Consider the following 26,201-nt stretch of genomic DNA (forward strand, 5'->3'; position numbering starts at 1 on the left):
CACCGTGAGCGGCGACTCGCTGGTGATCGTGCCGGCGCAGCGGCGGGCGCGGCCGAGCGAGCTCGACCGGCCCGAGTCGCTGCGGTACGTCGGGCGCGTCGCCACCGACCCCGTCGCCGCGCTCGCCGACAAGATGCGCGACGACTGCCTCGACGCCGTCGACATCGACGAGATCGCGGCCATCCTCGAGGCCAACGGGATCAACGACCGGGTCGCCGACCGCGAGTACGGCGCGCCGTCCGTCTTCGCCCTCGCCGGCCGCGTCGTCGCCCGCACCCTCGACAACGCCGACACCCAGCTGCTGCGCCCGATCCGGGCCGAGGGCCCGCCGCTCGGCCGGGTCGTCGGCGACACCCTGCTGCGCGCGGTCATCTACCTCACCCCGCTCGTCATCGGCGTCGGCGCATCGTCCGAAGTGGACGGCGTGCCGCGGCTGGCCACCACCGGCACCCTGATCCTGGGGTGGGGCGGCGGGCAGGCGCTGTCGTACCTCGGGTACCGCGCGCTGTCCGAGCGCGGGCGCACCGCCGCCGCCCGGGTGCTCGGCGCCGGCTTCCTGGCGCTCGCCGCGCTGTGGGCCCTGGCGCTCATCGGGCAGAGCGCCCGGGCGTACGCCGTCGCCGGCGTCACGCTCGCCCTGTTCGCCGTCGCCGGGGTCACGCTCGTCACCAACCGCGAGCGGGTCGTCATCGCCGCCGTCGTGCCCTGCTGGCTGGCGACCGCCGGGCTGCGGTACGGCCTCGGCGTCTGGGCCCTGCTCGCCTGCGTCGCGGCGCTGGCCGTCGTGGCGTTCCGGCCCGTGCTCGGGCGCCCCGACCGGCCGCGCCGGACCCGGAACTGGTGGCGGCACGACCTGCGCTACGCGGCCCTCTACGGGCTGGTCGGCGCCGGGCAGGCGGCCCTGCTGCGCAGCGTCGCGCTCGACGGGATCGCGCCGCACCGGGTGCCGGTCGAGGCGGTTCCGCTGCTGCTCGGGGTACCGCTGATCGAACTGACGCTCGTGTGGCACCAGCGGCGCATCGCGTCCGCGCGGGCCAACCTCGCCGACCGGTTCGCGTTCGACCGCCACCTCGCCCGCATCAGCGCCGGCACCGTCGCCGTCCTCGGCGCCCCGGTGCTGCTGGGCGCGGCCGTCGCCGGCGCGGTGTGGTTCGGCCTCCTGCGCGGCGGCCAGCCCTTCGCCGCCGCCGTCCTGCTCACCGGCGTCTACGCGCTCTGCCTCGTCCTCGCCGCGCACGGCCGGGCCGGCACCGCCGCGATCGTCGTGTGGTGGCCGACGCTGCTCGTCTCGGGCGTCGGGCACTGGGCGCCCGCCCTCGTGCACGTCGCGCCCTCGTTCGCCGAAACCCTCGCCGTCGCGACCCTGCTGGGTGCGGCCCTGCCCGGGCTCGCCGTCGCGGCGCTCGTCCTGCGTGATCCGGAGAGTTACCGAGAATGATGCTGCTGCCGTTGTACGCCCACCCGCTCGCCGACCCCGAGGCGTGGGACGCGCTGCCCCGCGGCGGCGCCTGCTGGACGATCGTCAACATCCACAATGGACCCGGCGCGGGCCGCGACGAGGTCTACGCCCCGCTGACCGCGCGCCTGCACGAGTCCGGCGTGAAGATGCTCGGCTACGTCGACCTCGGCTACGGCGGGCGCGCCAACGGCGAGGTGTGGTGCGACATCGTGGGCTGGTCGCAGTACCCCGTCGGCGGCATCTTCTTCGACCAGGTCCCGGCCGACGCCGCCGGTCTCGCCTACGTCACCCAGGTCGTCCGGGCGGTCCGCGGCGCCGTCGTGCTCAACCCGGGCACCCGCTGCCTGCCCGGCTATGCGGCGCTCGCCGACGTCGTGTGTACGTTCGAGGGGCCATGGGAGACCTACGCCGCGATGACGCCCGCCGCCCGCGACTGGCCCAACGCCGCCCATCTCGTCTACGGGGTACCGTCGGCGCGCCTGGGCGAGGCGAGCGCGCTGCTGCTGTCGCGCGCCGCGCACGGCCTGGTGACGGACCTGGCGGCGCCGCTGCCGTACCAGGGCGTCCCGAGCTCGCTGCGCGCCCGCGCGGCCGCGCGGTGACCCCCCGGCGCCTGCGCAGCCTGCTCTGTGCGCTGGTGGCGCTCACGGTCCTGTACGCCGCCGGCTGCACCTCCGGCCACGGCCGCGACGTCGGCGGCGGTTCGCACGCCCCGCAGACGGGCGGCTTCGCCCCGTCCAACGGCGCCGGCCTCGGCTCGGCCTCCCCGTCGGGCAGCGCGCCCTCGCCCGCCGCGCCCGCCGCTGGCTGGTGGAAGCCGGCGGTGGGCCTGACGTGGCAGTGGCAGCTCACCGGCACGCTGGACCGCTCGGTGGCGGTGGACGTGTACGACGTGGACGGCGCGAACACGTCCGCGTCCGACGTGGCCGCCCTGAAGTCCGCCGGCCGCCACGTCATCTGCTACGTCAACGCCGGCGCCCACGAGGACTTCCGCGCGGACGCGAAGAACTACCCTGAGTCGGTGCGGGGCAAGGGCCTGGAAGGCTGGCCCGGGGAGAAGTGGCTGGACATCCGCCGCTGGGACGTTCTCGAGCCGCTGCTGGCCGCGCGCTTCAAGGTGTGCAAGGACAAGGGCTTCGACGCCGTCGAACCGGACAATGTGGACGGTTACAGCAACAGCAGCGGCTTCCCGCTGACGGCGGCCGACCAGCTGACCTTCAACCGCCGCGTCGCCGACCTGGCCCACCGCACGGGCCTGGCGGTCGGCCTGAAGAACGACGTGGAGCAGGCGTCGTCGCTGCAGCCGGCGTTCGATTTCGCGGTGAACGAGGAGTGCGCGCGGTACGACGAGTGCTCCGACCTGAAGGTCTTCGTCGACGCCGGCAAGCCGGTGTTCCACGTGGAGTACGACGGCGCGCCGAGCTCGTTCTGCCCTCAGGCGAGGGCCTTGCGCTTCTCGTCGATGAAGAAGAAACTCGCCTTGGATGCGTGGCGTGAGCCCTGCTGACGCTGGGTGATCGGCGGGGAGATCGACTTGGTGGGCGGGTGTAGGCTCGAGGAGAATCGGAGCGGGGCTGGCCGAGGTGCATGTCCGCCGCTGCGACCACGATCGATGGGGTGACATCCGGGTTCGGTGCGATGTCGCGGTTGCTTGCAGCGTTTCGCCCGCGCGCGGGGTTGAGACCTTGCGAGCGGTGGTGCTGGGAGTTCGCGCGCGGTGGTCCAGTCTCGCGGGCGGTGTGGATGGCAAGGTCGTGGCCGCCAACCGGTCCCGCCGTTCGGTTCCGCGGGTGGTGGTCAGTTTCGAGGACGCGTGGGGTTGAGACCGCGCGGGCGGTGGTCAGTTTTCGAGGCCGGCGGCCGTGAGGCCATTGCGTTCGGCGAGGGCGTGCATCGCGCGCAGGATGCCGATCCGGTCGGGGGCCGGCTCCGCCGGCGCGTCGGCCGGCGCGCGCAGGCCCGCCAGCATGTAGCCGAGCTGGCGCCGCCACGCCGTCGGGGCCGTGGTGCCAGTGCGCTCGACCAGGCCGGCGTTGGCCATCAGGACCGGGACCACGTCCTCGTGCTGGAAGTCCGGGCGCAGCACGCCCGCCGCGCGGGCGCGGTCGATCAGCGCCGTCAGGCCGCGGAACGCGCGGTCGCGCAGCTGCTCCAGCTCCGGGACGGCCGAGACCGTGGCCGTCAGCAGGTCGGCGAAGGCGCGGCTGCCGGCCTGGACCTCGCACAGGAACGTCAGGTGCTCGGCGAACGCGTCCCACGGGTCCTCGACGGCCAAGGCGCGCTCGGTCGCCGCCACCACCTCCTCCAGCGCGCCGGCGAAGACCGCGGCGACCAGGTGGCCGCGGCTGGGGAAGCGGCGGTAGAGCGTCGCGTTGCCGACCTTGGCGCGGCGCGCGATCTCGTCGAGCGGGGCCTCCAGGCCGCGCTCCGCGAACACGATTTTCGCGGTCTCCACGAGCTGCCGGCGGTTGCGCTCGGCGTCGCGGCGTAGTTCCCCCTGCTGAGCCCCCATGGCTACAGCATATGCAAATTTTTATGGCCTTCTCCATGAGAGACGACCTGTCGGGCAGCCGGAGTGCAGCCGGATTTGTCCGAAAAATCCGGGCGAAACGCGCGATGCGGCGAGCTAGCTGGCCTTTTGCCGGGCGGAGCAAAAGTTGGTGGCGGAATGACAGAAGGTATGGACAGTCGCAGCTAAAGACCCTAATGTGTGCCCCACGAGACCGGGGTGTTTCGTCAATGTATCCGGCTTCGGCTCCGGATCGGGGCAGCCCGGAATCAGGGCATCCGGCGCGGCGGCGCGCGCCCTGCCTGGCACGTCAACGTCAGGAAGGGACACAGTGAACCAGCAGCCCTCACGTCATCGATGGCGGCCGATGGGTGCCGCCCTCGTGCTCGTCTCCGCAAGCCTCACCGCGATCGCCGTCGCGCCCGCGACGCCGGCCGCGGCGGCCATCAACCCGGCCGACTTCCAGCAGGTCACGCTGGCCAAGGGGGAGCCGGAGGTGGGCGAGCCGCTCACCATCTCGGTGCTGCCCGACCGCTCCGTGCTGCACACCGCCCGCAACGGCACGCTGCGGCGCACGGACGCGAGCGGCAACACATCCGTCATCGCGAACATCCCGGTGTACACCCACGACGAGGAAGGTCTGCAGGGCGTCGCCGCGGACCCGGGCTTCGCCAGCAACCGCTACATCTACCTGTACTACGCCCCGCCGCTGAGCACCCCGTCCGGTGACGCGCCGGCGACGGGCAACGACGCGACCTGGGCCACGTGGACCGGCGTCAACCGCCTGTCCCGGTTCACGCTCAACGCCGACTACACCGTGAACATGGCGAGCCAGGTCAACATCCTCGACGTGCCGGCCAACCGGGGCATCTGCTGCCACGTCGGCGGCGACATCGACTTCGACGCGGCCGGCAACCTGTACCTGTCGACGGGCGACGACTCCAACCCGTTCGACTCCGCGGGCTACTCGCCGATCGACGAGCGGACCGACCGCAACCCGGCGTACGACGCCCAGCGCTCCGCCGCCAACACCAACGACCTGCGGGGCAAGATCCTGCGGATCAAGGTCAACGCCAACGGGTCGTACTCGATCCCGTCCGGCAACCTCTTCGCGCCGGGGACCGCCAACACCCGGCCCGAGATCTACGCCATGGGCTTCCGCAACCCGTACCGCATGACCGTCGACAAGGCCACCGGCATCGTCTACGTCGGCGACTACGGACCCGACGCGGGCACCAGCGACCCCAACCGCGGCCCCTCCGGCCAGGTCGAGTTCGACCGGGTCACCGGGCCGGGCAACTACGGCTGGCCGTACTGCACCGGCACCAACACCACCGCCGAGACGTACAACGAGTGGAACTTCGCGACCAACAGCACCGGCCCGAAGTACGACTGCGCCGGCGGCCCGACGAACAACTCGTTCCGCAACACGGGCCTGTCCAAGCTGCCGCCCGCCAAGCCGGCCTGGATCCGCTACGGCGGCGACGCCGGCAGCCCGCCCGAGTTCGGCGGCGGCTCCGAGTCGCCGATGGGCGGCCCGGTGTACCACTACGACGCCGCCAACCCGTCGACCACGAAGTTCCCGCAGGCGCTGGACGGCATGTTCTTCGCCGGCGAGTTCGGCCGCGGCTGGATCAAGCCGATCAAGATCAACGCCGACGGCTCGCCGGGCGCGATCGACAACTTCCAGTGGAACGGCAAGCAGGTCATGGACATGCAGTTCGGCCCCGACGGGTCGCTGTACGTCCTGGACTACGGCACCGGCTACTTCAACGGCGACGCCAACTCGGCGCTGTACCGCTACGACTACGTCGGCGCCGGCGGCAACCGGGCACCGACCGCCGTGGCGAGCGCGAGCACGACGTCCGGGCAGGCGCCACTCGCCGTGACGTTCTCGAGCGCCGGCTCCGCCGACCCCGAGGGCGGCGCGCTGACCTACCAGTGGACGTTCGGCGACGGCGCAAGCTCCACCGCCGCCAACCCGTCGCACACGTTCACGGCCAACGGCAACTACTCGGTGACCCTCACCGTGAAGGACCCGCAGGGCGCGATCGGCACCGCCAACGTGCTCATCAGCGTCGGCAACACCGCGCCGACGGTGAAGATCAGCGGCCCGGCGCCGGGCCAGCTGGTGTCGTTCGGCGACTCGGTGCCGTGGAGCGTGACCGTCACCGATCCCGAGGACGGCGCGATCGACTGCTCCAGGATCACGATGACCTACGTGCTCGGTCATGACCAGCACGCGCACCAGATCACGTCGCAGAACGGCTGCGCCGGCACGATCACGATCCCGGTCGACGGCGAGCACGACACGGCGTCGAACATCTTCCCGATCTTCGACGCGCAGTACACCGACAACGGCGGCCTGACCGTGCACGCGCAGAGCATCATGGCGCCGCGCTACCGCCAGGCCGAGTTCTACAAGACGTCCTCCGGCGTCGACCCGATCGTCAAGACCCAGGCCGAGGGCGGCAAGACCGTCGGAAACATCAACAACGGCGACTGGATCGGCTTCGACCCGTACAAGCTCAACAACGCCACCTCGTTCACCGCCCGGGTCTCCTCCGGCGGCGCGGGCGGCACGCTGCAGCTACGCACGGGCTCGCCGACGGGCACGATCATCGGCTCGGCGACGGTCCCGGTGACCGGCTCCTGGGAGACGTTCACCAATGTGAGTGGGTCGATCAGCAACGCGCCCGCGGGCAGCACGTCCCTGTACCTCACCTTCTCCGGCAACACGACGGCCGCGCTGTTCGACGTGGACAGCTTCACGTTCACGACCGGCGCCGGCGGCAACGGCGTCGGGCCGGTGAAGGGGCTGGCGAGCAAGTGCCTGGACGCCCGGGGCGGGGCCACCGCCGACGGCACGCAGATGCAGCTGTACACCTGCAACGGCACCGGCGCGCAGGTCGTCGTGGTCGCCGGTCAGCAGCTGAAGATCCTCGGCAAGTGCGTGGACATCTCCGGCGGCGGCACCGCGGACGGCACGAAGGTGCAACTGTGGACGTGCAACGGCACCGGCGCACAGAACTGGGTGGCGCAGGCCGACGGATCGCTGAAGAACCCGCAGTCGGGCAAGTGCCTCGACGTCACGGGGGCGAACTCCGCCGACAGCACACCGGTGCAGCTGTACACCTGTAACGGCACCTCCGCGCAGAAGTGGACCCTGCCATGAAAAAACGCGCGCTGATGGTCGCCGCGGTCCTGATCGGCAGCGCCCTGGTCGCCACTCCGGCCCAGGCCGCCGACGCGCCCTACGACGTGCTGGTCTTCAGCAAGACCGCCGGTTTCCGGCACGACTCGATCCCGGCCGGCATCCAGGCCATCCGGGACCTGGGCGCGGCGAACAACTTCACCGTGACCGCCACCGAGGACGCCAGCGCGTTCACGGCGGCCAACCTGGCGCAGTACGAGGCCGTGGTGTTCATGAGCACCACCGGGGACGTGCTCAACGACGCCCAGCAGACGGCGTTCGAGAGCTACATCCGCGGCGGCGGCGGGTACGTCGGCGTGCACGCGGCGGCCGACACGGAGTACAGCTGGCCCTTCTACGGCCAGCTGGTCGGGGCCTGGTTCGCCAGTCACCCGGCGATCCAGCAGGTCAACTCGCGCACCGAGGACCGGGCCAACCCGGCCACGGCGCACCTGCCGCAGGTCTGGACCCGCACCGACGAGCTGTACAACTACCAGACCAACCCGCGCGGCACGGCGAAGGTGCTCGCCACGCTCGACGAGTCGTCGTACTCCGGCGGCACGATGGGCGCCGACCACCCGATCACCTGGTGCAAGACGATCGACGCCGGGCGCTCCTTCTACACCGGTTTCGGGCACACCCAGGAGTCGTACGCCGACAGCAACTTCCGCGGCGAGCTGCTCGGCGGCATCCGGTACGCGGCCAAGCGGGCCCAGGCCGACTGCCGGCCCGAGACCGGGTACACCGCGCTCTACAACGGCTCGACCACCGGCTGGTCGCAGGCCGGCCCGGGCGGGTTCACCAACTCCGACGCCACCCTGAGCTCGACCGGCGGCCTGGGGCTGTTCTGGTACAGCGCCAAGCAGTACGGCACGTCGTACTCGCTCAAGGCCGACTTCCGGATCACGGGCGACAGCAACTCCGGCGTCTACGTCGGGTTCCCCAACCCGGGCAACGACCCCAACATCGCGATCAACCAGGGGTACGAGATCCAGATCGACGCCACCGACACGCCCGACCACACGACCGGCGCGATCTACAACTTCCAGTCCGCGAACATCGCGGCGCGCGACGCGGCGCTCAACCCGCCCGGCGCGTGGAACACCTACGAGATCCTGGTCGAGGGGCAGCGGATCCGGGTGTACCTCAACGGCTCCCTGATCAACGACTTCACCAACACCGACCCGGCGCGCAACCTCGACGGGTACGTCGGCATCCAGAACCACGGCGCCGGCGACCAGGTGTCGTTCCGCAACGTCCGGATCAAGGAGCTCTCCGGCACCATCCAGGCCGAGAACTTCTCGTCGGCCGGCGGAGTCCAGCCCTTCTCCAAGCCGGGCGCCAACAACGGCCAGACGCTCGGCTACATCGAGCCAGGGGACTGGGCGGCGTACAACTCGGTGGACGTCGGCGGCGCGACCTCGTTCCGCGCCCGGGTGGTGTCCGGCGGCCCCGGCGGGCAGATCCAGGTCCGCACCGGCTCGACGACCGGCCCGATCCTGGGCACGGTCACGGTGCCCAACACCGGCGGCTGGGAGACGTTCGCGGACGTCAGCACCGCGCTGACCGGCGTGCCGACCGGGACGGCAAACGTGTACCTGACGTTCACCGGCACCGGCACCGGGCTGTTCGACGTCGACGACTTCACGTTCGTGAAGAGCTCGCCGCCGGCCAACCCGACCGGCCCGGTCAAGGGGCTGGCCGGCAAGTGCCTGGACGTGCGGTCCGCGGGCACCGCCGACGGGACGCAGATCCAGCTGTACACCTGCAACGGCTCCGGCGCCCAGAGCTGGACGGTGTCGGGGCAGACGCTGCGGGCGCTCGGCAAGTGCCTGGACATCTCCGGCGGCGGCACCGCCGACGGCACGAAGATCCAGCTGTGGACGTGCAACGGCACGGGCGCGCAGAACTGGGCGGCTCAGGCCGACGGCTCGCTGCGCAACCCGCAGTCGGGCAAGTGCCTGGACGTGGCCGGCGGAAACTCGGCCGACAGCACGGTCGTGCAGCTGTACACCTGCAACGGCAGCGCCGCGCAGAAGTGGACCCTGCCGGCGTGATCTTCGAGACGGGGGCTGTACGGAGACGTACGGCCCCCGTCGCGGGGTTGCTCCGACGTGACCAAATCGACCGGGGGCAGCGTCGGTTGCGACTTTCCCCTAGGCTCGGCCGGGTGCTGGGGACTCGGATGGGGAGAGTTGTGCTCGTCGGCGCGTTGCTGACCGGCCTGGCGGGCCTCGCGGGCTGCGCCAAGAACGCCGAGTCGGCCCCACCGGGAGCCGCGGCCGAGGTGCCGGCCAGCACCGATCCGTTCCCGGTCGCCCAGCTCGAGGGCGAGGACAGCGGACTGGGCGCGGCGCCGTCCCAATCGCCGTCGCCGACGAAGAAGGCGAGCCCGAAGCCGGTCACCACGGTCAAGGCGGGCGGCGACACCGGCGGCGGCAAGGCCAACACCAACGACGGGGTGCCCAACCTGGGCAACGGCACGTTCAGCAAGGCCGGCGGCGGAACCGACGTGGTCGGCTCGGCGGACGCCGCGACGATGGTGAAGTACCAGGTCGAGATGGAAAACGGCATCACCTGGGGCAACAACACGGTCTGGACCACCGACTCGCTGGCCAAGGAGGTCGACCGGGCGATCGCCGCGCCGCAGGGCTGGACGATGTCCGCCGCGCACCCGGTGACCTACAACCTCGGGCAGACCCACATCAACGGGGCGACCTGGAAGTTCCAGCGGGTGAGCGACGGCAACTACAACGTGGTGCTGCGGCTGGCCACGCCGGGCACGGTCGACAAGCTGTGCAAGGCACAGGGCGTGACCACGCAGGGCATCTACTCGTGCCGCTACGGCAAGACGATCCTGCTCAACCTGCGCCGCTGGCTCAAGGGCATCGACGGGCAGGCCGGCATCGACTTCCACGCCGAGACCGTGCTGCACGAGATGGGCCACTTCCTGGGCTTCGACCACATGAAGTGCCCCGGTTCGGGCCAGGTTGCGCCGGTGATGCAGACGCAGACGATCGCGCTGAACGGCTGCACGCCCAACGCGTTCCCGTTCACCAGCGACGGCACCTTCGTCCAGGGGCCGTGGGCGGCAAGCTGACGGCTTTGGGGCCCCGGGCTAGCTCTTGAGCCGGCGCAGGAGGTCGACGACGTCGGCCTCGTACTCGCGCCACTCGCGGTCGGGCTTGAACCCCAACTCGGCGTTGACCTGCAGCAACGGCTCGTTCTCGAGCGCGTTCCAGGTCTGCACCTCCAGCAGGTCCGGCTCGGCCGCGCGCAGCTCGAACAGCATCCGGGCCTTGATCGCGCGGCTGATGCCGTAGCCGCGGTGGGTCGGCACCTCGATGGTGTCGTACTGGTCGGCGCGGGTCGGCCGCTGGGCCGGCACGACGACCTCGGTGAGCCCGGCGATCGTCTCGGACTGCTCGTGGACGGCGAGGACGATGTAGGGCTTCAGGCCGCGGGCGTGCAGGGTGCGCAGGCTGGCCGCGAGCCGCTCTGAGTCGTAGGAGCTCGGCCGCAGCTCGAGGTCCTCGACCACGGCGGCGCGGGCGGCCTCCTTCGCCGCGGCGTAGCCGGCGTACAGCTCCGGCGGGGGGCCGCCCGGGTAGTACTCGATGCGGTAGCCGGCGCTGATGCCGGCGGCCATCTCGCCCAGCCGCAGCCAGTCGACGCCGCTGAGGTCCAGCCGGTTGCGCATCTCGATGAAGGCGCACTCGAAGCCGTGGGACTCGAAGAACTTGACGCTCGGGGTGCCGCCGATGACCTCGACGCCGACGGACTCGAAGCCCTCCTCGGCGGCCCGGCGGGCGACGGCGGACAGCAGCGCGGTGCCGACCTGGCTGCGGCGGGCGCTCGGCACCACCGACAGCTCGAGCACGCCGATGTCCTCGAGCGCGAGCAGGCTCGCGTGGCCGAGGATCTCACCCGCGTCGGAGGTGGCCAGCCAGGAGGTGCGCCGCTCGCCCGGCATGGTGACGGCGAGATACTCGCGGAACATGGTCTCGCGCCACGGTGGGTCCTCGGGCACGTCGACCGTCACGATGTCGTTGAGTGCCCGCAGCACCGCCTCGACCTCGGCCGCGGACGCGGTCCCCGGGTCCCACTCGCGCACCTTCACGCCCTAAGCCTGCCCTTGTTTGTGGCTGAGCGGAAGTACCACAGCGCAGAGCGTGGCATTGATCTACTCGAGGGTGATTTGTGATTTAACCCTGCCGGTCACGGCGGCCGTAGTCGTTGGTGGCGTTGAAGACAGCGGCCCGGTACTCCTCGGGCACATTGTAGGAGTGGATGGCCTGGTTCCAGCCTTCCAATGTGGACAGGTCGCGGTCGTTGGCGCACAGGTAGGCGGCGGCGGTGAGGGCGGCGTCGTCGATGTCGTTGATGTCGATGACGCCGTCGTTGTCGGCGTCGACGCCGTACTGCCGCCAGGTCGAGGGCAGGAACTGCATCGGGCCGACGGCGCGGTCCCACGTCTTGTCGGTGTCCAGGGTGCCCTGGTCGGTGTCGGGGACGGCCTGGCGGCCGTTCTGGCCGTCCAGGGGCGGGCCGACGATCGGGGGGACCGAGCGGCCGTCGTCCTGCAGGACGGAGTTGTTGGTGCGGCCGTGGTCGGACTCGATCTTGCCGATGCCGGCCAGGGTGGTCCAGGTGAGGTGGCAGCGCGGCGTCGTGCGGGCGGTGATCGCCTCGGCGTAGCCGTAGGCCTGCAGCGCGACGACCGGGATGTCGAGGCGGACGGCGCGGGTGGCGGCCCACGCGCCGTACACGTCGGCGGGGCGGGTCTTGGTGCCCGGCGGGGGGCTGTAGGGCGCGGTGGCCGACGGGTCGGCCGGCTGGGGTGCCTCGCCGGTGGCGGGTGCGCCGGTGGCGGGCGGCCCGTTGGTCCCGGTGGGCGGGGCGGCGGTGCCGGTGGGGTCGGCCTGCCTGGCCGACGGCAGCTTGCCGCCGGCGAACCCGGCCGCGCCGGCCAGGGCGAGCATGAGGGCGATGAGCAGGCTGGGTACGAGGAACCGGAACCCGGGCCGAGTCCGGGCGGCGGCGAAGCGCTCGCGCCACTCGTCGAAGCGCCGCCGCCGTGACTCCAGGACGTCGCCGGCGGGCGGCTCCGGCGCGGCGTGTTTGGGCCGGTGCGGCGGCTTTTCACCCGTTTTCTCGGCCGGCCCGGGGGAGGCGCCGCTCGTCGGCGGGATGATGTCCACGGGCATGCGGCGCTCCTCGGACGCCTCTCGCGGCGCCGGGAGGGCCGACGACTCCGCCGGCGACGGCACGGCCGCGGGCTCCGCCGGCGACGGCACGGCCGCGGGCTCCGCCGGCGACGGCACGGCCGCGGGCTCCGCCGGCGACGGCACGGCCGCGGGCTCCGCCGGCGACGGCACGGCCGTGGGCTCCGGCGCCGGCGGCCGGATCACGGCGGCCGGGGGAGTGTCCACTGTGGTCGGTCGGTCGACCTCGGGCGCCTCGTCGTTGCTTGCCACGTCTCCGAGTATTTCGAATTCCCGGGCGTGTGTCACCTTGGCATAACCTGTGCAGATGCCTCGTTATGAGTACCGCTGCCGCGCCTGCGGCGACACCTTCGAAGTGCAACGCCCGATGCGTGAAGCCAACGTGAAGACCGCCTGTCCGGCGGGCCACGACGACACCGTGAAGCTGCTGTCGACGATCGCCGTGGGCGGCGGCGCCGCGGGGTCGGCCGGGGGCGGTCCGGCGCCGTCCGGCGGCGGATGCTGCGGTGGCGCCTGTGGCTGCTGAGACATTGTTACGGGTCGGTTTCGATTCTATTGGCGAAACGGCTTTGATGTTGTGGCCTGTCGTGCCACAACCGCTACCGGAGTGTTGTCGTTACGTCACGCGAAACCCACTCAAGCTTTGCCCCCCATCGTTGCTGACCAGCGCGGATCGCTCCGGATGACCAATCCGGGATCGACCGTTTCTACGATGCGCGCACCGGCAGAGTGGGGAAATATGGGGCACGCCTGAAATAAGGAGGCGGAGGTTTCACGTGTCGGGGCGGACGCACCTGCCCAGCGGGCTGGTGACTTTCCTTTTCACTGACATCGAGGGCTCGACGCGACTGGCCCAGATGCTCGGTGCGGGATACCGTCCGGTGCTCCAGGAGCACCGGGACGTGATTCGCCGCGCACTGTCCAAAGCGGATGGTGTGGAGCTGTTCACCGAGGGTGACTCCCTCTTCGTGGCCTTCGCCGACGCGACTGCCGCCCTCGCCGCCTGCGCCGATGCCCAGCGCGAGCTCGCCGTCCACGACTGGCCCAGCCCCGAGGCCCGCCCCAAGGTCCGGATGGGCCTGCACACCGGCTTCGCCGAGCCCTACGGCGGCGAGTACACCTCGCCCGAGGTGCACCGGGCCGCCCGCGTCGCCGCCGCCGCGCACGGCGGGCAGGTGCTCTGCTCGGCCGCCACCGCCGCCCGCGTCGGCCTGGCCGACGCCCCGCTCGAGGACGACGCGTGGCTGCTCGACCTCGGCCTGCACCGGCTGCGCGGCTTCGACGGCTGCGAGCGGATCTTCCAGCTGGTCGCGCCGGGCCTCGACCGGCAGTTCCCGCGCCCGCGCACCATCGACGCCCCGGCGCACAACCTGCCGGTACAGACCACCCGCTTCATCGGCCGGGCCAGCGAGCGGGCCGCCGTGCGCGACCTGATCGGCCGGCACCGCCTGGTCACCGTCGTCGGCGCCGGCGGGGCCGGCAAGACCCGGGTCGCCATCGAGGCGGCCGGCGAGATCGTCGAGCGCTTCCGCGACGGCGTCTGGTTCGCCGACCTCAGCGCCGTGGCCAACGGTGACCTCGTCGACGTGAGCGTCGCCGCCGCCCTCGGCCTGCGCCCCGAGCCCGGCCGCCTGGTCGCCCAGACCATCGCCGACCACGTCCGCGACCGCCGCCTGCTCATCCTGCTCGACACCTCCGACGCCCAGCTGCCCGCGGCGCGCCGCCTCGTGGCCCGGCTGCTCGCCACCGGACCTCAGGTCACCGTGCTGGCGACCAGCCGGGAGCCGCTGGGCGTCGCCGGTGAGCTCGTCTGGCGCATCCCGCCGCTGTCGGTCGAGGCGGCCAGCGGCGGCGGGTTCAGCGACGCCGTGGCCCTGCTCGTCGACCGCGCCGCCGCCGCGCGGGGCGGCCGCCCGGTCGAGCCCGGCGACATCGCCCACCTCACCCGCGTGGCCTCGGCCCTCGAGGGCCTGCCGCTGGCGCTGGAGCTGGCCGCGGCCCGCCTGCGCCTGCTGTCCGCCGCGCAGCTGGCCGACCGCATCGGCGACGTGCTGGGCACCCTCGACGCCGGCTCCCGCGCGGCCGACCTCGCCGACGCCCCCGCCTCCGACCGCCACCTCACGATGCAGGCCGCGGTCGACTGGTCGTACCGCACCCTCGACCCCCGCGCCGCCCGGCTCCTGCGCTGGCTGTCCGTCTTCGCGAGCCCGGTCGACCTGCCGGCGGTCGAGTGGCTGCACGACGGCGACCCGCTCGACCCCCTCGCCACCCTCGTCGACAAGTCCCTGCTGCAGGCCGAGGCCGGCGCCACCAGCGCTACCTACCGGATGCTCGACCCCATCCGCGCCTACGCCGCCCGCCTCCTCGTCGAGGCCGGCGAGGAGGAGTCGGCCCGCGAGCGGCACGTCGCCTGGTGCCGCCAGGCCGCCCACGACGCCTACGTCGACGCCGACGGCCGCCCGGTGACGCTGTCGCTGTACACGCTGGACCCGCTGGCCGACGAGCTGCGCGCCGCGCTGCACTGGACGGTGACCCGTGGCAGCGCCCGCCAGGGCCTGGCCCTGGCCGGCGCCCTGGACCAGTGGTGGCGCGAGCGCGGCCTGGTGCGCGAGGGCCGCATGTGGCTGTTCCGCCTGTACGAGCGGATCAGCGCCACCGGCGAGCCGGTCCCCGACGCCGAGCTGGCCGCGGCGTACCACATGCACTCCCTGCACGCCGGCGCCGACGGCGAGACGGTGGAGGAGCTGCGCTTCTCCCAGCGCGCCGAGTCCGCCGCCCGCCGGGCCGGCGACCCCGGCCTCATCGCCCGCATCCTCGCCGCCCGCGGCGTGCCGCTGCTGGAGATGTCCCGCGCCGACGAGGCCGAGCGCGTCGCCCGCGACGTCATCCGCTGGTCGGAGGAGCAGGGCGTGGCCGGCGAGGCCATCGCCGCCGTCTACACCCTGGCCCAGATCCTCTGGCGCCGCGACGCGCTCGACGAGGCCGCCGACCTGCTGGCCAGCGCCCGCCCGCTGGAGAACAGCCGCCCCCTGGACCGCGGCCGCCGCACGGTCGACATGCTCCTGGGCATGGTCGCGCTCTCCCGCGGCGACCTGGTGGCCGCCCACGACCACCTGATCGTGGCGCTGCGCTCCCGCATGACCCACGGCTTCCACCTGCGCGTCTGCGAAACGCTGAACGCCGTGGCCGTGCGCTGCTCCCTGGCCGGGGACGCGGAGACGGCCGCCCGCCTGTTCGGCGCCGCCCAGGCCGCCCGCATCCGCCTGCGCTGCTCCCCGGGCGCCTTCGGCACGTTCTGGACCGAGCAGCAGGCCAACCTGCGCTCCACGATGGGCGACGCGGACTTCGACGCCGCCTACGCCACCGGCGCCACCCTGACCCTCGAGGAGTCGGTCGCCCTGGCCCTGACGATCGAGCACCCGGACCTGATGGCCGGCTCGATCCGCTTCTCCACGGTCGAGTAGCCGCCGGATCTACTCCTCTTCGGGATCCTGGTTGGCCTCGGCCCCGAGCACGTACGCCTGCATCGCCAGCTCGTTCCCCGCCGGCCACACGAACGCCGGCAGCTCGGCCGGCCCCAGCTCCCGCACGTAGCTCCAGAACGCCCGCACAGCATCCCCCGGCGACGAGGCCTCGATCGGCATGTCGACGCTGACCAGCCACGTCCGCCGCTCCTCCGGCTCGACGACGGCCCGCCGCGCCACCGCCCGGTACGCCTCCTCGTCAACCCCCCACACGCCAACCTCCACGGGCAGCCCTTCGGCCGCCAGCGGCGAGTCGAGCAGGTTCACCGTGTACCGCAGCCGCTCCCCGCTCTCGGCCCGCCCCACCCCGAACACCACCGCCGGCTCCACAGCGGCCACGAGCAGCACTTCATCGCCGGCGCCAAACCCCCCGTCGGCGACGGTCAGCGCCTCCCCTCCGTAAAGCCGCTCACTTTCGTACTGCTCCCCGGAGACGACAACCACCCACTGACCCATACGGTCATTGCACCACGCCCGCGCCCCCCGCCCACAAGGTCCACAGCCCCCCTGCCACCTCGAACGCCGCCGCCCTCGTGCTCACCCGGCACCTTCAGACGGCGCCGGACCCGTTCCCCTACACCGCTCAAAAGGAACGCCAAGGCCACCTGCCACCCCGCACCTTCAGACGCCCCGGACCCGTTCCCCCACACCGCTCAAAAGGAAAGCCAAGGCCACCTGCCACCCGGCACCTTCAGACGGCGCCCGACCCGTTCCCCCACACCGCTCAAAGAAGAGGCGCACCCTGCCCCCGGCCCCAGCTTTCGAACACCCCCGACCTCACACCTCCACGAAACACCCAACGACATGATCGTTGACCATCCCCGTAGCCTGCATCAGCGCATAAGCCGTAGTAGGCCCCACGAACCGAAACCCCCGCCGCTTCAGCTCCTTCGCCATCGCCTTCGACTCCGGCGTCACCGCCGGCACCTCCGAAAAATCCGCCGGCCGCGGCCGAGCCTCCGGCGCAAACGACCACAACAGCGCCGCAATCCCCCCGGGCAGCTCCGCCGCCGCCCGCGCATTGGCGATCGCCGCCTCGATCTTCTGCCGGTTGCGGACGATCCCGGCGTCCAGCAGCAACCGCTCGACGTCGGACTCCCCGAACGCGGCCACCTTCTCGATCTCGAAGCCCGCGAACGCGGCCCGGAACGACGGGCGCTTGCGCAGGATCGTGATCCACGACAGGCCGGACTGGAACGCCTCCAGCGTCATGCGCTCATACAGCCCGTTGTCGTCGCGGACCGGCCGGCCCCACTCGCTGTCGTGATACTCCAGGTAGTCGGGGGTCGAGGCGCCCCAACCACACCGGGCGAGCCCGTCTTCGCCAACCACCACACCGCTCATGCCCAGGAAGCTACTCCTGGGGTACGACAAAAAAATGCCTCAGCCGAGGCGGCCGGACTCCACCAGCCGGGCGAACCGGCGCAACGCGCCCGTGAGACCGGCCTTCGAGCCCGGCCACAGCAGCGGCCACGCGACCCGGCCCGCCGGGCCGGCCGGCAGGTGGAACCACTCGTGCCACACGACCTGGGTGCGGGCGCTGGCCAGGGGCGTGCAGCGCAGCACGCCGGGGCCGCGCAGCACCTTGCCGTAGTGCACGACCCGCACCTCGAACGGCGCGTCGACCTTCACCACCCGCATGAGGTCGCGCAGCGAGGCGGGGCCGACCTGGGTCACCGCCTCGATCTGGCTGCCCTCGCCGCCGTCGCCGGAGAGCAGCCGGACCGTGGTGAACGGGATCCAGTCGCCCTGCCGCGGCCAGTCGGTGAGCGCGGCGAAGACCCGGGCGGCCGGCGCGGCCACGATCACCGTGGCCGTCACCTCGCCCGGGCCGGGCCGGGCCGCCTCGGCAAAGTCCTCGGCGGTCACTTCACCACCGGTGACGGGCGGCCCCACGAGTCGTCGGCGGAGGCGTCCCAGCTGCCGCCCGACTCGGGCTTCTCGTCCAGGTCGATCTCCGGCGCGGCCTCCTCGGCCTTCTCCTCGGCCTTCTCCTCGGCCTCGGCCTCGGCCGGGCCGGGGGAGGCGGTCGCGGACGCGCCGGTGGCGGCGGCCTCGCGGGCGTCGCGCAGGGCGTCGGCGTCTTCCTTCCGGCCCTCGCGGAGGGCCTTGATCTCGGCCTCGAGGACCTGGATCAGCTCCTCCTTGTAGCCGATGTCGTAGCCGGCCCGCCGCAGCGCGGTGTCGACCTGGTTCATCCGGTACCCCCGGACGACCGTGTCGAAGCGCAGCTGGTTCACGTCGCCCTCGACCAGCGGGCGCGACGAGGGCAGTGGCACGGAGCGTCCGTCGGGCTCATGTCCTTCGATCCCCGGGTCGTCACCGGTGATCAACAGCGACACGCCGAACCCGATGGCCCCGACGACCACAGCGGCGATCAACACCAGGAGGAACTCAGCCATAGGGGGAATCGTGGCACGCTGAGAACGCCTGGGCGAGCCCGGCACACCTATCTGCACGAAACACGGAGGTCACGCAATGTTCCGTCTGGGCGTCCGGCGGTTCGCCGACAGCGAATATGCAGTGATGGCCATCATCAACCGGACCCCGGACTCCTTTTTCGACAAGGGTGCAACGTTCGCGGAGGACGTCGCGCTGCGCGCCGTCGAGGCCGCCGTGACCGACGGCGCCGACATCATCGACATCGGCGGGGTCAAAGCCGGCCCCGGCCAGACGGTCGACGCCGCCGAGGAACTGCGCCGCACGCTGCCGACCGTCGAGAAGATCCGGGCGATGTTCCCCGAGGTCGTGATCTCGATCGACACCTGGCGGGCGGAGGTGGCCCGCGAGGTCGTCGCGGCCGGGGCCGATCTCATCAACGACACGTGGGCGGGCGCCGACCCCGCCCTGGCCGAGGTCGCCGCCGAGACCGGCGCCGGTCTGGTCTGCTCGCACGCCGGGGGCCTCACCCCCCGCACCCGCCCGCACCGGGTGGGTTTCGCCGACCCGGTGGCCGATGTGGTCACCACCGTCACGGCGCTGGCTGAAAGGGCCGTTCAGCTGGGTGTACGCCGGGACGGCATCCTCATCGACCCGGCGCACGACTTCGGCAAGAACACCCGCCACTCCCTCGCCATCACCAACCGCCTGGGCGAGCTGGTCGAGACGGGCTGGCCGGTGCTCGTCGCGCTGTCGAACAAGGACTTCATCGGCGAGACCCTCGACCTGCCGGTCGGCGACCGCCTCGAGGGCACGCTGGCGGCGACGGCGGTCTCGGCGTGGCTGGGGGCCCGGGTGTTCCGCGCCCACCAGGTGCGCGAGACCCGGCGCGTCCTCGACACCATCGCCGCCATCCGGGGGGAGCGCCCGCCGGCCGTGGCCCGCCGCGGTCTTGCCTGATTCGCGGCCTATGTCCAGCGCAGGATGTTCTTGCGCCAGGCGTACAGAATACCGAGGAACAGCACGGCCACGAAGATCGCCATCTCGACGACGACCGCGCCGCCGAAGCCCGGCCCGTCGAAGACGACCGCCCAGGGGAAGAGGAACACACTCTCCACGGCGAACAGGGCGTAGAGGTAGGCGTACACGTAGTAGCGGATCTGTGCCTGCGCCCAGTCGCCGCCGACGGGGTCGAGGCCGCACTCATACGTCTCGTACTTCGGCCCGGTGGCTATCCGCCAGTCGGCCGAACGGCGCGGTCCGAGCAGCCGGTTGGCCGTAAATGCGGCGACGAAGACCCCGGCTCCGACCAGCAGAAGGAGTCCGAGCGTCGCGTATCCGCCCAGATATCCGTTCATGGTACGCACCGTACACGCATCATCACGATCTCCGACATGCCGAAATGCGAATCCGTCTACATAATTGGCATCTGTTCTTGCCGGAGTGCAACCAAGTCACCCCCGGCCTGCCGTTGAGACGAGATTAGAAGGACACCCCCTTATGGAAGCACCCACGGGCCGCCGAACCAGGCGGCTGCGGGCCGGCTCCTTCGTGCTCTTGGCCGCCGTCTGTTCCATGCTGCTCGCCGCCCCGGCGTACGCCGACCCGGGCGACGGCGAGACCAGCTCACCGCCCGTGGACGTGCCCACCACCGAGGTACCGACGCAGGAACCCACCACCGGGCAGCCCACGCAGGCGCCGCCGACCACCACCGAGGCCCCGCCCCCGCCGCCCACCACGACGCCGGCGGCGCCTCCTCCGCAGCCGGTGCACCGGTTCAAGATGACCGTGAGCACGGTCTCGCTCGGCGACGGGTACTGGCAGGGCGACGGCTCGGCCGAGCTGGTCATCTCGGTCAAGAACACCGGCGAGAACGTCGGGCGCGACACGATCACCGGCTACTACGCGTTCCCCAGCGGGTCGCAGGCCACCGGGGCGTACGGCACCGGCGGCTGCCGCGTCGACAACGGCGCGCTGAGCTTCAGCTGCCCGCTGGCCGAGCAGGCCCTGGGCCAGATCGTGATCAAGGTCAACGTCGACCCCGGCGCCTGGAAGACCATCACCGCCGGGCAGGTCACCGCCGCGATCGGGCCGCTGGTGCGCACGGCGCCGATCTCGTTCGCGTTCACCACGCCGCCGACGCCCGGCATCGACCTGGGCACCACCGAACCGCAGCTGCCGGGCGCCTCCTCGCCGAAGGACGAGTCGACCCAGCTGTCGGTCCGGCTGCGCAACACCGGCACGACGAAGGCCGCCGGCGCGCTCGAGGTGGTCACCCCGCCCGGCGTCGACCTGGTCGGGTTCCCGGCGGCCTGCCGCTCGCACCGGCGCATCTCCGCCGAGCGGGACCGGTGTGAGCTGGGTGACATCGCGGCCGGCAAGGAGGTGGTGGCCGTGTTCGGGCTGAACGTCAGCGCCGCCGCCCGGGCCGAACTGCCCCTCACCGGTACGGTGCACGCCTACCTGACCCCGATCGGCCGCGACGCCGTCGAGACCCGGTTCGACTTCAAGATCACCGCTCCGCCGCTGGCCGGCGCCGACGCGCCGCTGCCCACCTCGGCGCCGGTGTCACCGCCGCCGCCGAGCATCGGCGAGCTCAACCTGCGCAAACAGGCCAACGACAGCCACCAGCTCTCCAGCCTGCCGTACATCGGCGGCATCGTCGGCCTGGCTGCCATCGTCGGCGCGCTGGTCGTGTTCTCGCTGCGCCGCCGCGGCCGGGACGAGGACCTGCCGCCCGACGACGTCGAGGACGTCGTGCTGGTGACCGCGGCGGGGGCCGGGGACCCGGCGTCGATCGCCCTGCCCCGCGCGCCGATCCCGCGCTCGCTCACCCTGCCCCGGCTGCCCAGCGGGCCGGTCGCCGGCTCCGGTTTCCGTGAGAAATACGACACGGACAGTGACGATCGGTCCACCGGCTGAGGGATAATTTGTACGGTTCGGCGATCAGCGCACAACGGCGTCCGCGACGCAATGACCAAAGTCGCACCAATGCGGCTCGAGGAGGGATATGCGCCGCAGGCGTAGCCTGCCCTCCGACGTACCCTCAGGGTGTAGGACAACACGATCGCCGCAATAGGAGGTCAGCTCACGTGACCAAGCAGGTCCGCCAGCTGGATCGGGTGGTCATCAGGTTCGCTGGCGATTCCGGCGACGGCATGCAGCTCACCGGTGACCGCTTCACATCCGAGACCGCTCAGCTCGGAAACGACATATCCACGCTGCCGAACTTCCCCGCCGAGATCCGGGCCCCAGCCGGCACGCTTCCGGGCGTGTCCAGCTTCCAGGTGCACTTCGCCGACTTCGACATCCTCACGCCCGGTGACGCGCCCAACGTGCTGGTCGCGATGAACCCCGCCGCCCTCAAGGCCAACCTGGCCGACCTGCCCAAGGGCGCCTCGATCATCGTCAACACCGACGAGTTCACCAACCGCAACCTCACCAAGGTGGGGTACGCGGCGAACCCGCTCGAGGACGGCTCGCTGGACGGCTGGAACGTCGCCCAGGTCGGGCTGACGTCGATGACGGTCAAGGCCCTGGAGTCGTTCGAGATCTCCAAGAAGGATGCCGAGCGGGCGAAGAACATGTTCGCGCTCGGCCTGCTCTCGTGGATGTACTCGCGCCCGCACGAGTCCACGCTGGCCTTCCTCGAGCGCAAGTTCGCGTCCCGCCCCGAGCTCGTCGCCGCCAACATCGCCGCCTTCAAGGCCGGCTGGAACTTCGGCGAGACGACCGAGAACTTCGCGGTGCGCTACGAGGTGAAGCCGGCCCGCATGGTCGCCGGCAACTACCGCAACATCACGGGCAACGCGGCGCTGGCGCTGGGCATCGTGGCCGCGGGCGTGCGCTCGCAGCTGCCGGTGTTCCTCGGCGCGTATCCGATCACCCCGGCGTCGGACATTCTGCACGAGCTGTCGAAGCACAAGAAGTTCGGCGTGACGACGGTGCAGGCCGAGGACGAGATCGCCGCGATCGGCGTGGCCCTGGGCGCCTCCTACGGCGGCGCGCTCGGCGTGACCACCACCTCGGGCCCGGGCGTCGCGCTCAAGGGCGAGACGATCTCGCTCGCGGTCGCGCTGGAGCTGCCGCTGGTGATCATCGACGTGCAGCGGGCCGGCCCGTCGACGGGCCTGCCGACCAAGACCGAGCAGGCCGACCTCAACATGGCCCTGTTCGGCCGGCACGGCGAGGCCCCGGTCGCGGTGCTCGCCCCGCGCTCGCCCGCGGACTGCTTCACCACCGCGCTCGAGGCGGCGCGCATCGCGCTGACCTATCGGACCCCTGTGATCCTGCTCTCGGACGGGTACATCGCCAACGGCTCCGAGCCGTGGCGCCTGCCGGAGGTCGCCGACCTGCCCGACCTGCGCGTGCAGTTCGCGACCGAGCCCAACGGGGAGGACGGCAAGACCTTCCTGCCGTACCTGCGCGACCCGCAGACGCTGGCGCGGCCGTGGGCGGTCCCGGGCACCCCGGGGCTGGAGCACCGCATCGGCGGCCTGGAGAAGGCCGACCGCACCGGCGACATCTCCTACGACCCGGCCAACCACGACTTCATGGTCCGCACCCGGGCCGCCCGCATCGAGGGCATCGACGTGCCCGACGTCGAGGTCGAGGACCCCGACGGCACCGCGCGGGTGCTGGTGCTGGGTTGGGGTTCGACGTACGGGCCGATCGGTGCCGCCGCCCGCGCGCTGCGTCAGCGGGGCCTGGCGATCGCCCAGGCCCACCTGCGGCACCTCTCGCCCATGCCGAAGAACCTGGGCGAGGTGCTCAAGTCCTACGACAAGGTCGTCATCCCGGAGATGAACCTCGGCCAGCTCGCCGCCGTGATCCGGTCGAAGTACCTGGTCGACGCCATCGCCTACAACCAGGTCCGGGGCCTGCCGTTCACCGCGGCCGAGCTGGAGGGTGTGCTCGAGGAAGTGGTCAAGAATGCCTGAGACCGAAAAAATGCCCGGGCCGATGTTGAAGCTGACGATGAAGGACTTCAAGTCCGACCAGGAGGTGCGCTGGTGCCCCGGCTGCGGGGACTACGCGATCCTGGCGGCGGTCCAGTCGTTCATGCCCGAGCTCAACATCCCGCGGGAGCGGATCGTCTTCGTCTCCGGGATCGGCTGCTCCTCGCGCTTCCCGTACTACATGAACACCTACGGCATGCACTCGATCCACGGCCGCGCGCCGGCGATCGCGTCCGGCCTGTCGGTGTCGCGCCCCGACCTGTCGGTGTGGGTGGTCACGGGTGACGGTGACGCGCTGTCCATCGGCGGCAACCACCTCATCCACGCGCTGCGCCGCAACGTCAACCTCAAGATCCTGCTGTTCAACAACAAGATCTACGGCCTGACCAAGGGGCAGTACTCGCCGACGTCGGAGATCGGCAAGATCACCAAGTCGACGCCGGCCGGCTCGGCCGACTCGCCGTTCAACCCGATCTCGCTGGCGCTGGGCGCGGAGGCGAGCTTCGTCGCGCGGACGATCGACTCCGACCGCAAGCACCTGCAGTCGGTGCTGCGCGCCGCGGCCGACCACCGCGGCTCCGCGTTCGTGGAGATCTACCAGAACTGCAACATCTTCAACGACGGCGCGTTCGACGCGCTCAAGGAGCCGGCGACCCGCGACGACTTCCTGATCCGGCTGGAGCACGGGCGGCCGATCACGTTCGGCAAGGACGGCGAGTGGGCGGTCACGCACCCGCCCGGCGGCTTCGGCCTCTCCGTCGTGCCGACCGCCTCGGTGAGCGCCGAGGAGATCGTGGTGCACGACCAGACCGTCACCGAGCCGGCGTATGCGTTCGCGCTGTCCCGGCTGCCGGGCCTCGACCTGCGCAACACGCCGATCGGGGTGTTCCGGTCCGTGGACCGGCCGGCGTACGACGACATCGTCCGCGACCAGCTCGTCGCCGCGAAGGCCAAGGCCAAGGGTTCGCCCGAGGAGGAGCTCGCCGGGCTGCTCAACAGCGGCGACACCTGGACGATCCTGTAACGACGATGGGGGAGGCCGCCGCCGTCTCAGGCGGCGGTGGTCTCCAGCCAGCGGGTCAGCGTGCGCACGCCCCAGCCGGTCGCGCCCTTGGTGAGCTCGCCGTCGTTGGAGTCCGACCAGGCGGGCGAGGACATGTCGAAGTGCGCCCAGTTCTCGCGTAGCGTGCCGGTGAACTCGCGCAGGTACAGCGCGGCGAGCAGCGAACCGGCGCCGATGTCGGTGGAGTTGACGATGTCGGCCAGGTCGCCGTCGAGCTCCGCGGCGTAGTCCTCGTTCAGCGGCATCCGCCACACCGACTCGCCGGAGGCGGCCGCCGCCTCGGCCAGGGCGCCCGCGAGGCTGTCGCTGTGGCTGTACAGCGCGGCGGTCCGCTTGCCCAGCGCCACGCCCTGCGCCCCGGTGAGGGTGGCGAGGTCGACCATGACGTCGGGCCGCAGGCGGCGCACCGCGTACGCCATGGCGTCGCCCAGCACCAGCCGGCCCTCGGCGTCGGTGTTGAGGATTTCCGAGGTGATCCCGCCGTAGTGCGTGATCACGTCGCCGGGGCGCATCGAGTCGTCGCCGAGCGCGTTCTCGGCCAGGGGGGCCAGCGCGGTCACCCGCACCGGCAGGCGCATCGCGGCGGCGGCGAGGGTCGCGCCGATCACGGCGGCCGCCCCGCCCATGTCCTTGCGCATGAGCTTCATGCCGCTCACCGGCTTGATGCAGACGCCGCCGGTGTCGAACGTGATGCCCTTGCCGACCAGCACGATGTGCCGCTTCGCGCCGCGCGGGCGATACGACAGCTCGACGAGCCGGGGCCCGCGCTCCTGGGCCGCGCCCCGGCCGACGGCCAGGATCGCGTTGAAGCCCTGCGCCGCCAGGTAGGCGGGCTCGCGCACCTCGACTGTGAGCCCCGGCACGCCGGCGGCCGCCTTGACCACCTGCCGGGCGAACCAGGCGGGCGTCTTGCGGTCGCTCGGCATGTTGGTCAGGTCGCGGGCGAGCAGCGTCGCGGTGACGACCGCCCGGGCCTGGTCGAGCGCGGCCTCGATCTCTTCGGTGGCGGGCAGCACCACCGTGACACGCCGCAGCGGGTCGGGCTCGGCGTCGTTGAGGCGGAACCGGTACGAGGCGAGCCAGAGCCCCTCGGCCAGTCCGCGGACCGCCTCGGGCGCCGTGTCCCGCGGTACCAACACTCGTAACGACGTCTCGGAGCGCGCCGAACGGGCCAGCGCCGCGCCCGCGGCTCGCCAGCCGGCCTCCTCACCGTCGCCGATGCCGGCGAACAGCAGCCGCGACGGCCGCCGGGCCGGTCGCGGCAGGGTGTGCACGGTCCCGGCCGACCCGGAGTGCTCGACGTCCTCGAGGAACGCCTCGCACTCCGCAAGGTCGGCTGGACCGAGTTTCAGCAGGTCCAAAGCGTCGGAGGGGGAGCCGGACGGCACGACGACAGCGACCGCGCCGGAGGCGCTGCGGGCTGTGGCGAACCTGATGTCCAGCACGGGGACCCTCCATTTTTCTGCGCACACCGATGGGAGCGACCAGTCCTGGCCACCCCAGTCAACCCGAAAGCAGAGCCGATTGCAGGAAGAGTCAGCCTGTGGCCGTCTTCAGCGCCTCGCTGAGCTCGTTGGCCTCGTCCTTGGTCATCTCGACGACAAGCCGCCCACCACCCTCGAGCGGGACGCGCATGACGATGCCGCGGCCCTCCTTGGTGACCTCCAGCGGACCGTCGCCTGTCCGCGGCTTCATGGCCGCCATGTTGTCTCCCTTCGCTTCCTGATGTCCCAGACATCAGGTGGCACAGCCGTCCCCGCATGCCCGGCGCGCCAGGTCACGGGGCCTCGACCGGACCCGCCGGCTCCGTGATGTACGCACCAACCGTTGATTTTCCCTGATGATGGCCCCAAGACCCAAACCGGGACGCGAACCTTGTGACAACGCCTGG

Annotated in this window: 22 protein-coding genes; 12 read left to right on the forward strand and 10 right to left on the reverse strand. The window is 71.7% G+C overall.

The genetic code is table 11. From position 1 onward, the window contains the following. The first annotated feature begins 4 nt into the window (after positions 1–4). The 3 genes from ACQEVU_RS54530 to ACQEVU_RS54540 are packed head-to-tail and all read left to right on the forward strand — an operon-like array spanning position 5 to position 2,966. On the forward strand, positions 5–1,438 hold the full coding sequence (locus tag ACQEVU_RS54530; RefSeq protein WP_433338985.1) for a hypothetical protein: 1,434 nt from the start codon (positions 5–7) through the stop codon (positions 1,436–1,438). Further along, a complete protein-coding gene (locus ACQEVU_RS54535) occupies positions 1,435–2,061 on the forward strand; it encodes a spherulation-specific family 4 protein (RefSeq protein WP_433338987.1) in 627 nt (208 codons plus the stop codon). Before ACQEVU_RS54530 ends, ACQEVU_RS54535 begins: the two co-directional genes overlap by 4 nt. Next, on the forward strand, positions 2,058–2,966 hold the full coding sequence (locus ACQEVU_RS54540) for an endo alpha-1,4 polygalactosaminidase (RefSeq protein WP_433338989.1): 909 nt from the start codon (positions 2,058–2,060) through the stop codon (positions 2,964–2,966). The genes ACQEVU_RS54535 and ACQEVU_RS54540 overlap by 4 nt, the downstream gene beginning before the upstream one ends. Before the next feature lie 333 nt (positions 2,967–3,299). Here the strand turns inward: ACQEVU_RS54540 and ACQEVU_RS54545 are convergent, their stop codons facing one another. Further along, positions 3,300–3,971: a TetR/AcrR family transcriptional regulator gene (locus tag ACQEVU_RS54545; protein WP_433338991.1), complete on the reverse strand. Its 672-nt coding sequence runs from the start codon at positions 3,969–3,971 to the stop codon at positions 3,300–3,302. A 364-nt stretch (positions 3,972–4,335) separates the two neighbouring features. Here ACQEVU_RS54545 and ACQEVU_RS54550 point away from each other — a divergent pair, with 364 nt between their 5' ends. The 3 genes from ACQEVU_RS54550 (at position 4,336) to ACQEVU_RS54560 (ending at position 10,261) form a co-directional block, all read left to right on the forward strand. Further along, positions 4,336–7,143, forward strand: a complete 2,808-nt coding sequence (locus ACQEVU_RS54550) for a PQQ-dependent sugar dehydrogenase (RefSeq protein ID WP_433338993.1) — start codon at positions 4,336–4,338, stop codon at positions 7,141–7,143. Next, complete coding sequence (locus tag ACQEVU_RS54555; protein WP_433338995.1) at positions 7,140–9,218, forward strand: ThuA domain-containing protein; 2,079 nt, start codon at positions 7,140–7,142, stop codon at positions 9,216–9,218. The genes ACQEVU_RS54550 and ACQEVU_RS54555 overlap by 4 nt, the downstream gene beginning before the upstream one ends. A gap of 128 nt (positions 9,219–9,346) precedes the next feature. Beyond that, the gene (locus tag ACQEVU_RS54560) at positions 9,347–10,261 is read left to right on the forward strand and encodes a DUF3152 domain-containing protein (protein ID WP_433338997.1); all 915 of its coding nucleotides are present in this window, start codon (positions 9,347–9,349) and stop codon (positions 10,259–10,261) included. An 18-nt stretch (positions 10,262–10,279) separates the two neighbouring features. Here the strand turns inward: ACQEVU_RS54560 and ACQEVU_RS54565 are convergent, their stop codons facing one another. Both ACQEVU_RS54565 and ACQEVU_RS54570 read right to left on the reverse strand, forming a co-directional pair. Then, positions 10,280–11,281, reverse strand: coding sequence for an N-acetyltransferase family protein (locus ACQEVU_RS54565; protein WP_433338999.1), 1,002 nt, complete (start codon positions 11,279–11,281; stop codon positions 10,280–10,282). A gap of 85 nt (positions 11,282–11,366) precedes the next feature. After that, a complete protein-coding gene (locus ACQEVU_RS54570; protein ID WP_433339001.1) occupies positions 11,367–12,638 on the reverse strand; it encodes a lytic murein transglycosylase in 1,272 nt (423 codons plus the stop codon). 55 nt (positions 12,639–12,693) lie between these two features. Between ACQEVU_RS54570 and ACQEVU_RS54575 the strand changes: the two genes are divergently transcribed. Further along, positions 12,694–12,912, forward strand: coding sequence for an FmdB family zinc ribbon protein (locus ACQEVU_RS54575; RefSeq protein WP_433339003.1), 219 nt, complete (start codon positions 12,694–12,696; stop codon positions 12,910–12,912). Between the two features lie 250 nt (positions 12,913–13,162). After that, complete coding sequence (locus ACQEVU_RS54580) at positions 13,163–15,850, forward strand: adenylate/guanylate cyclase domain-containing protein (protein WP_433339005.1); 2,688 nt, start codon at positions 13,163–13,165, stop codon at positions 15,848–15,850. Between the two features lie 9 nt (positions 15,851–15,859). Here ACQEVU_RS54580 and ACQEVU_RS54585 read toward each other — a convergent pair whose 3' ends face one another. The 4 genes from ACQEVU_RS54585 to ACQEVU_RS54600 form a co-directional block, all read right to left on the reverse strand. After that, a complete protein-coding gene (locus tag ACQEVU_RS54585) occupies positions 15,860–16,366 on the reverse strand; it encodes a hypothetical protein (RefSeq protein WP_433339007.1) in 507 nt (168 codons plus the stop codon). A 321-nt stretch (positions 16,367–16,687) separates the two neighbouring features. Next, a complete protein-coding gene (locus ACQEVU_RS54590; protein ID WP_433339009.1) occupies positions 16,688–17,254 on the reverse strand; it encodes a DNA-3-methyladenine glycosylase I in 567 nt (188 codons plus the stop codon). A 39-nt stretch (positions 17,255–17,293) separates the two neighbouring features. Next, positions 17,294–17,806: an SRPBCC family protein gene (locus tag ACQEVU_RS54595; protein WP_433339011.1), complete on the reverse strand. Its 513-nt coding sequence runs from the start codon at positions 17,804–17,806 to the stop codon at positions 17,294–17,296. Beyond that, positions 17,776–18,312, reverse strand: a complete 537-nt coding sequence (locus ACQEVU_RS54600; RefSeq protein ID WP_433339013.1) for a DivIVA domain-containing protein — start codon at positions 18,310–18,312, stop codon at positions 17,776–17,778. The genes ACQEVU_RS54595 and ACQEVU_RS54600 overlap by 31 nt, the downstream gene beginning before the upstream one ends. A 76-nt stretch (positions 18,313–18,388) precedes the next feature. Here ACQEVU_RS54600 and folP point away from each other — a divergent pair, with 76 nt between their 5' ends. Beyond that, positions 18,389–19,249 carry a dihydropteroate synthase gene (folP, locus tag ACQEVU_RS54605; protein WP_433339015.1) on the forward strand — a complete coding sequence of 287 codons (861 nt, stop codon included), beginning with the start codon at positions 18,389–18,391 and terminating at the stop codon, positions 19,247–19,249. Between the two features lie 8 nt (positions 19,250–19,257). Here the strand turns inward: folP and ndhC are convergent, their stop codons facing one another. Then, a complete protein-coding gene (gene ndhC, locus ACQEVU_RS54610) occupies positions 19,258–19,647 on the reverse strand; it encodes an NADH-quinone oxidoreductase subunit A (RefSeq protein ID WP_433339017.1) in 390 nt (129 codons plus the stop codon). Between the two features lie 142 nt (positions 19,648–19,789). On the opposite strand from ndhC, the gene ACQEVU_RS54615 reads away from it, so the two are divergent. The 3 genes from ACQEVU_RS54615 to ACQEVU_RS54625 all read left to right on the forward strand — a co-directional run bounded on the left by ACQEVU_RS54615 (position 19,790) and on the right by ACQEVU_RS54625 (position 24,271). Continuing rightward, entirely contained in the window at positions 19,790–21,211 is a 1,422-nt protein-coding gene (locus ACQEVU_RS54615) for a hypothetical protein (protein ID WP_433339019.1), read from the forward strand. A gap of 170 nt (positions 21,212–21,381) precedes the next feature. Next, positions 21,382–23,229: a 2-oxoacid:acceptor oxidoreductase subunit alpha gene (locus ACQEVU_RS54620; RefSeq protein WP_433339021.1), complete on the forward strand. Its 1,848-nt coding sequence runs from the start codon at positions 21,382–21,384 to the stop codon at positions 23,227–23,229. 10 nt (positions 23,230–23,239) lie between these two features. Beyond that, positions 23,240–24,271: a 2-oxoacid:ferredoxin oxidoreductase subunit beta gene (locus ACQEVU_RS54625; RefSeq protein WP_433339767.1), complete on the forward strand. Its 1,032-nt coding sequence runs from the start codon at positions 23,240–23,242 to the stop codon at positions 24,269–24,271. A gap of 26 nt (positions 24,272–24,297) precedes the next feature. Here ACQEVU_RS54625 and ACQEVU_RS54630 read toward each other — a convergent pair whose 3' ends face one another. Both ACQEVU_RS54630 and ACQEVU_RS54635 read right to left on the reverse strand, forming a co-directional pair. Further along, positions 24,298–25,698 (reverse strand): leucyl aminopeptidase family protein, encoded by a 1,401-nt coding sequence (locus ACQEVU_RS54630; protein ID WP_433339768.1) that lies wholly within the window; start codon positions 25,696–25,698, stop codon positions 24,298–24,300. Between the two features lie 148 nt (positions 25,699–25,846). Continuing rightward, positions 25,847–26,014, reverse strand: coding sequence for a DUF3117 domain-containing protein (locus tag ACQEVU_RS54635; protein WP_081971220.1), 168 nt, complete (start codon positions 26,012–26,014; stop codon positions 25,847–25,849). Positions 26,015–26,201: the final 187 nt, after the last annotated feature.

The sequence above is a fragment of the Dactylosporangium sp. CA-139066 genome (genome assembly GCF_050936175.1).
Lineage (GTDB): Bacteria > Actinomycetota > Actinomycetes > Mycobacteriales > Micromonosporaceae > Dactylosporangium.

What these genes read in the sequence shown, in the direction of transcription:
- ACQEVU_RS54535 (WP_433338987.1), top strand. Translation starts at nt 1,435, where the DNA reads ATGATGCTGCTGCCGTTGTACGCCCACCCGCTCGCCGACCCCGAGGCG.
- ACQEVU_RS54545 (WP_433338991.1), bottom strand. Translation starts at nt 3,971, where the DNA reads ATGGGGGCTCAGCAGGGGGAACTACGCCGCGACGCCGAGCGCAACCGC.
- ACQEVU_RS54550 (WP_433338993.1), top strand. Translation starts at nt 4,336, where the DNA reads ATGGGTGCCGCCCTCGTGCTCGTCTCCGCAAGCCTCACCGCGATCGCC.
- ACQEVU_RS54555 (WP_433338995.1), top strand. Translation starts at nt 7,140, where the DNA reads ATGAAAAAACGCGCGCTGATGGTCGCCGCGGTCCTGATCGGCAGCGCC.
- ACQEVU_RS54560 (WP_433338997.1), top strand. Translation starts at nt 9,347, where the DNA reads ATGGGGAGAGTTGTGCTCGTCGGCGCGTTGCTGACCGGCCTGGCGGGC.
- ACQEVU_RS54575 (WP_433339003.1), top strand. Translation starts at nt 12,694, where the DNA reads ATGCCTCGTTATGAGTACCGCTGCCGCGCCTGCGGCGACACCTTCGAA.
- ACQEVU_RS54585 (WP_433339007.1), bottom strand. Translation starts at nt 16,366, where the DNA reads ATGGGTCAGTGGGTGGTTGTCGTCTCCGGGGAGCAGTACGAAAGTGAG.
- ACQEVU_RS54590 (WP_433339009.1), bottom strand. Translation starts at nt 17,254, where the DNA reads ATGAGCGGTGTGGTGGTTGGCGAAGACGGGCTCGCCCGGTGTGGTTGG.
- ACQEVU_RS54600 (WP_433339013.1), bottom strand. Translation starts at nt 18,312, where the DNA reads ATGGCTGAGTTCCTCCTGGTGTTGATCGCCGCTGTGGTCGTCGGGGCC.
- folP (WP_433339015.1), top strand. Translation starts at nt 18,389, where the DNA reads ATGTTCCGTCTGGGCGTCCGGCGGTTCGCCGACAGCGAATATGCAGTG.
- ndhC (WP_433339017.1), bottom strand. Translation starts at nt 19,647, where the DNA reads ATGAACGGATATCTGGGCGGATACGCGACGCTCGGACTCCTTCTGCTG.
- ACQEVU_RS54615 (WP_433339019.1), top strand. Translation starts at nt 19,790, where the DNA reads ATGGAAGCACCCACGGGCCGCCGAACCAGGCGGCTGCGGGCCGGCTCC.
- ACQEVU_RS54625 (WP_433339767.1), top strand. Translation starts at nt 23,240, where the DNA reads ATGCCCGGGCCGATGTTGAAGCTGACGATGAAGGACTTCAAGTCCGAC.
- ACQEVU_RS54635 (WP_081971220.1), bottom strand. Translation starts at nt 26,014, where the DNA reads ATGGCGGCCATGAAGCCGCGGACAGGCGACGGTCCGCTGGAGGTCACC.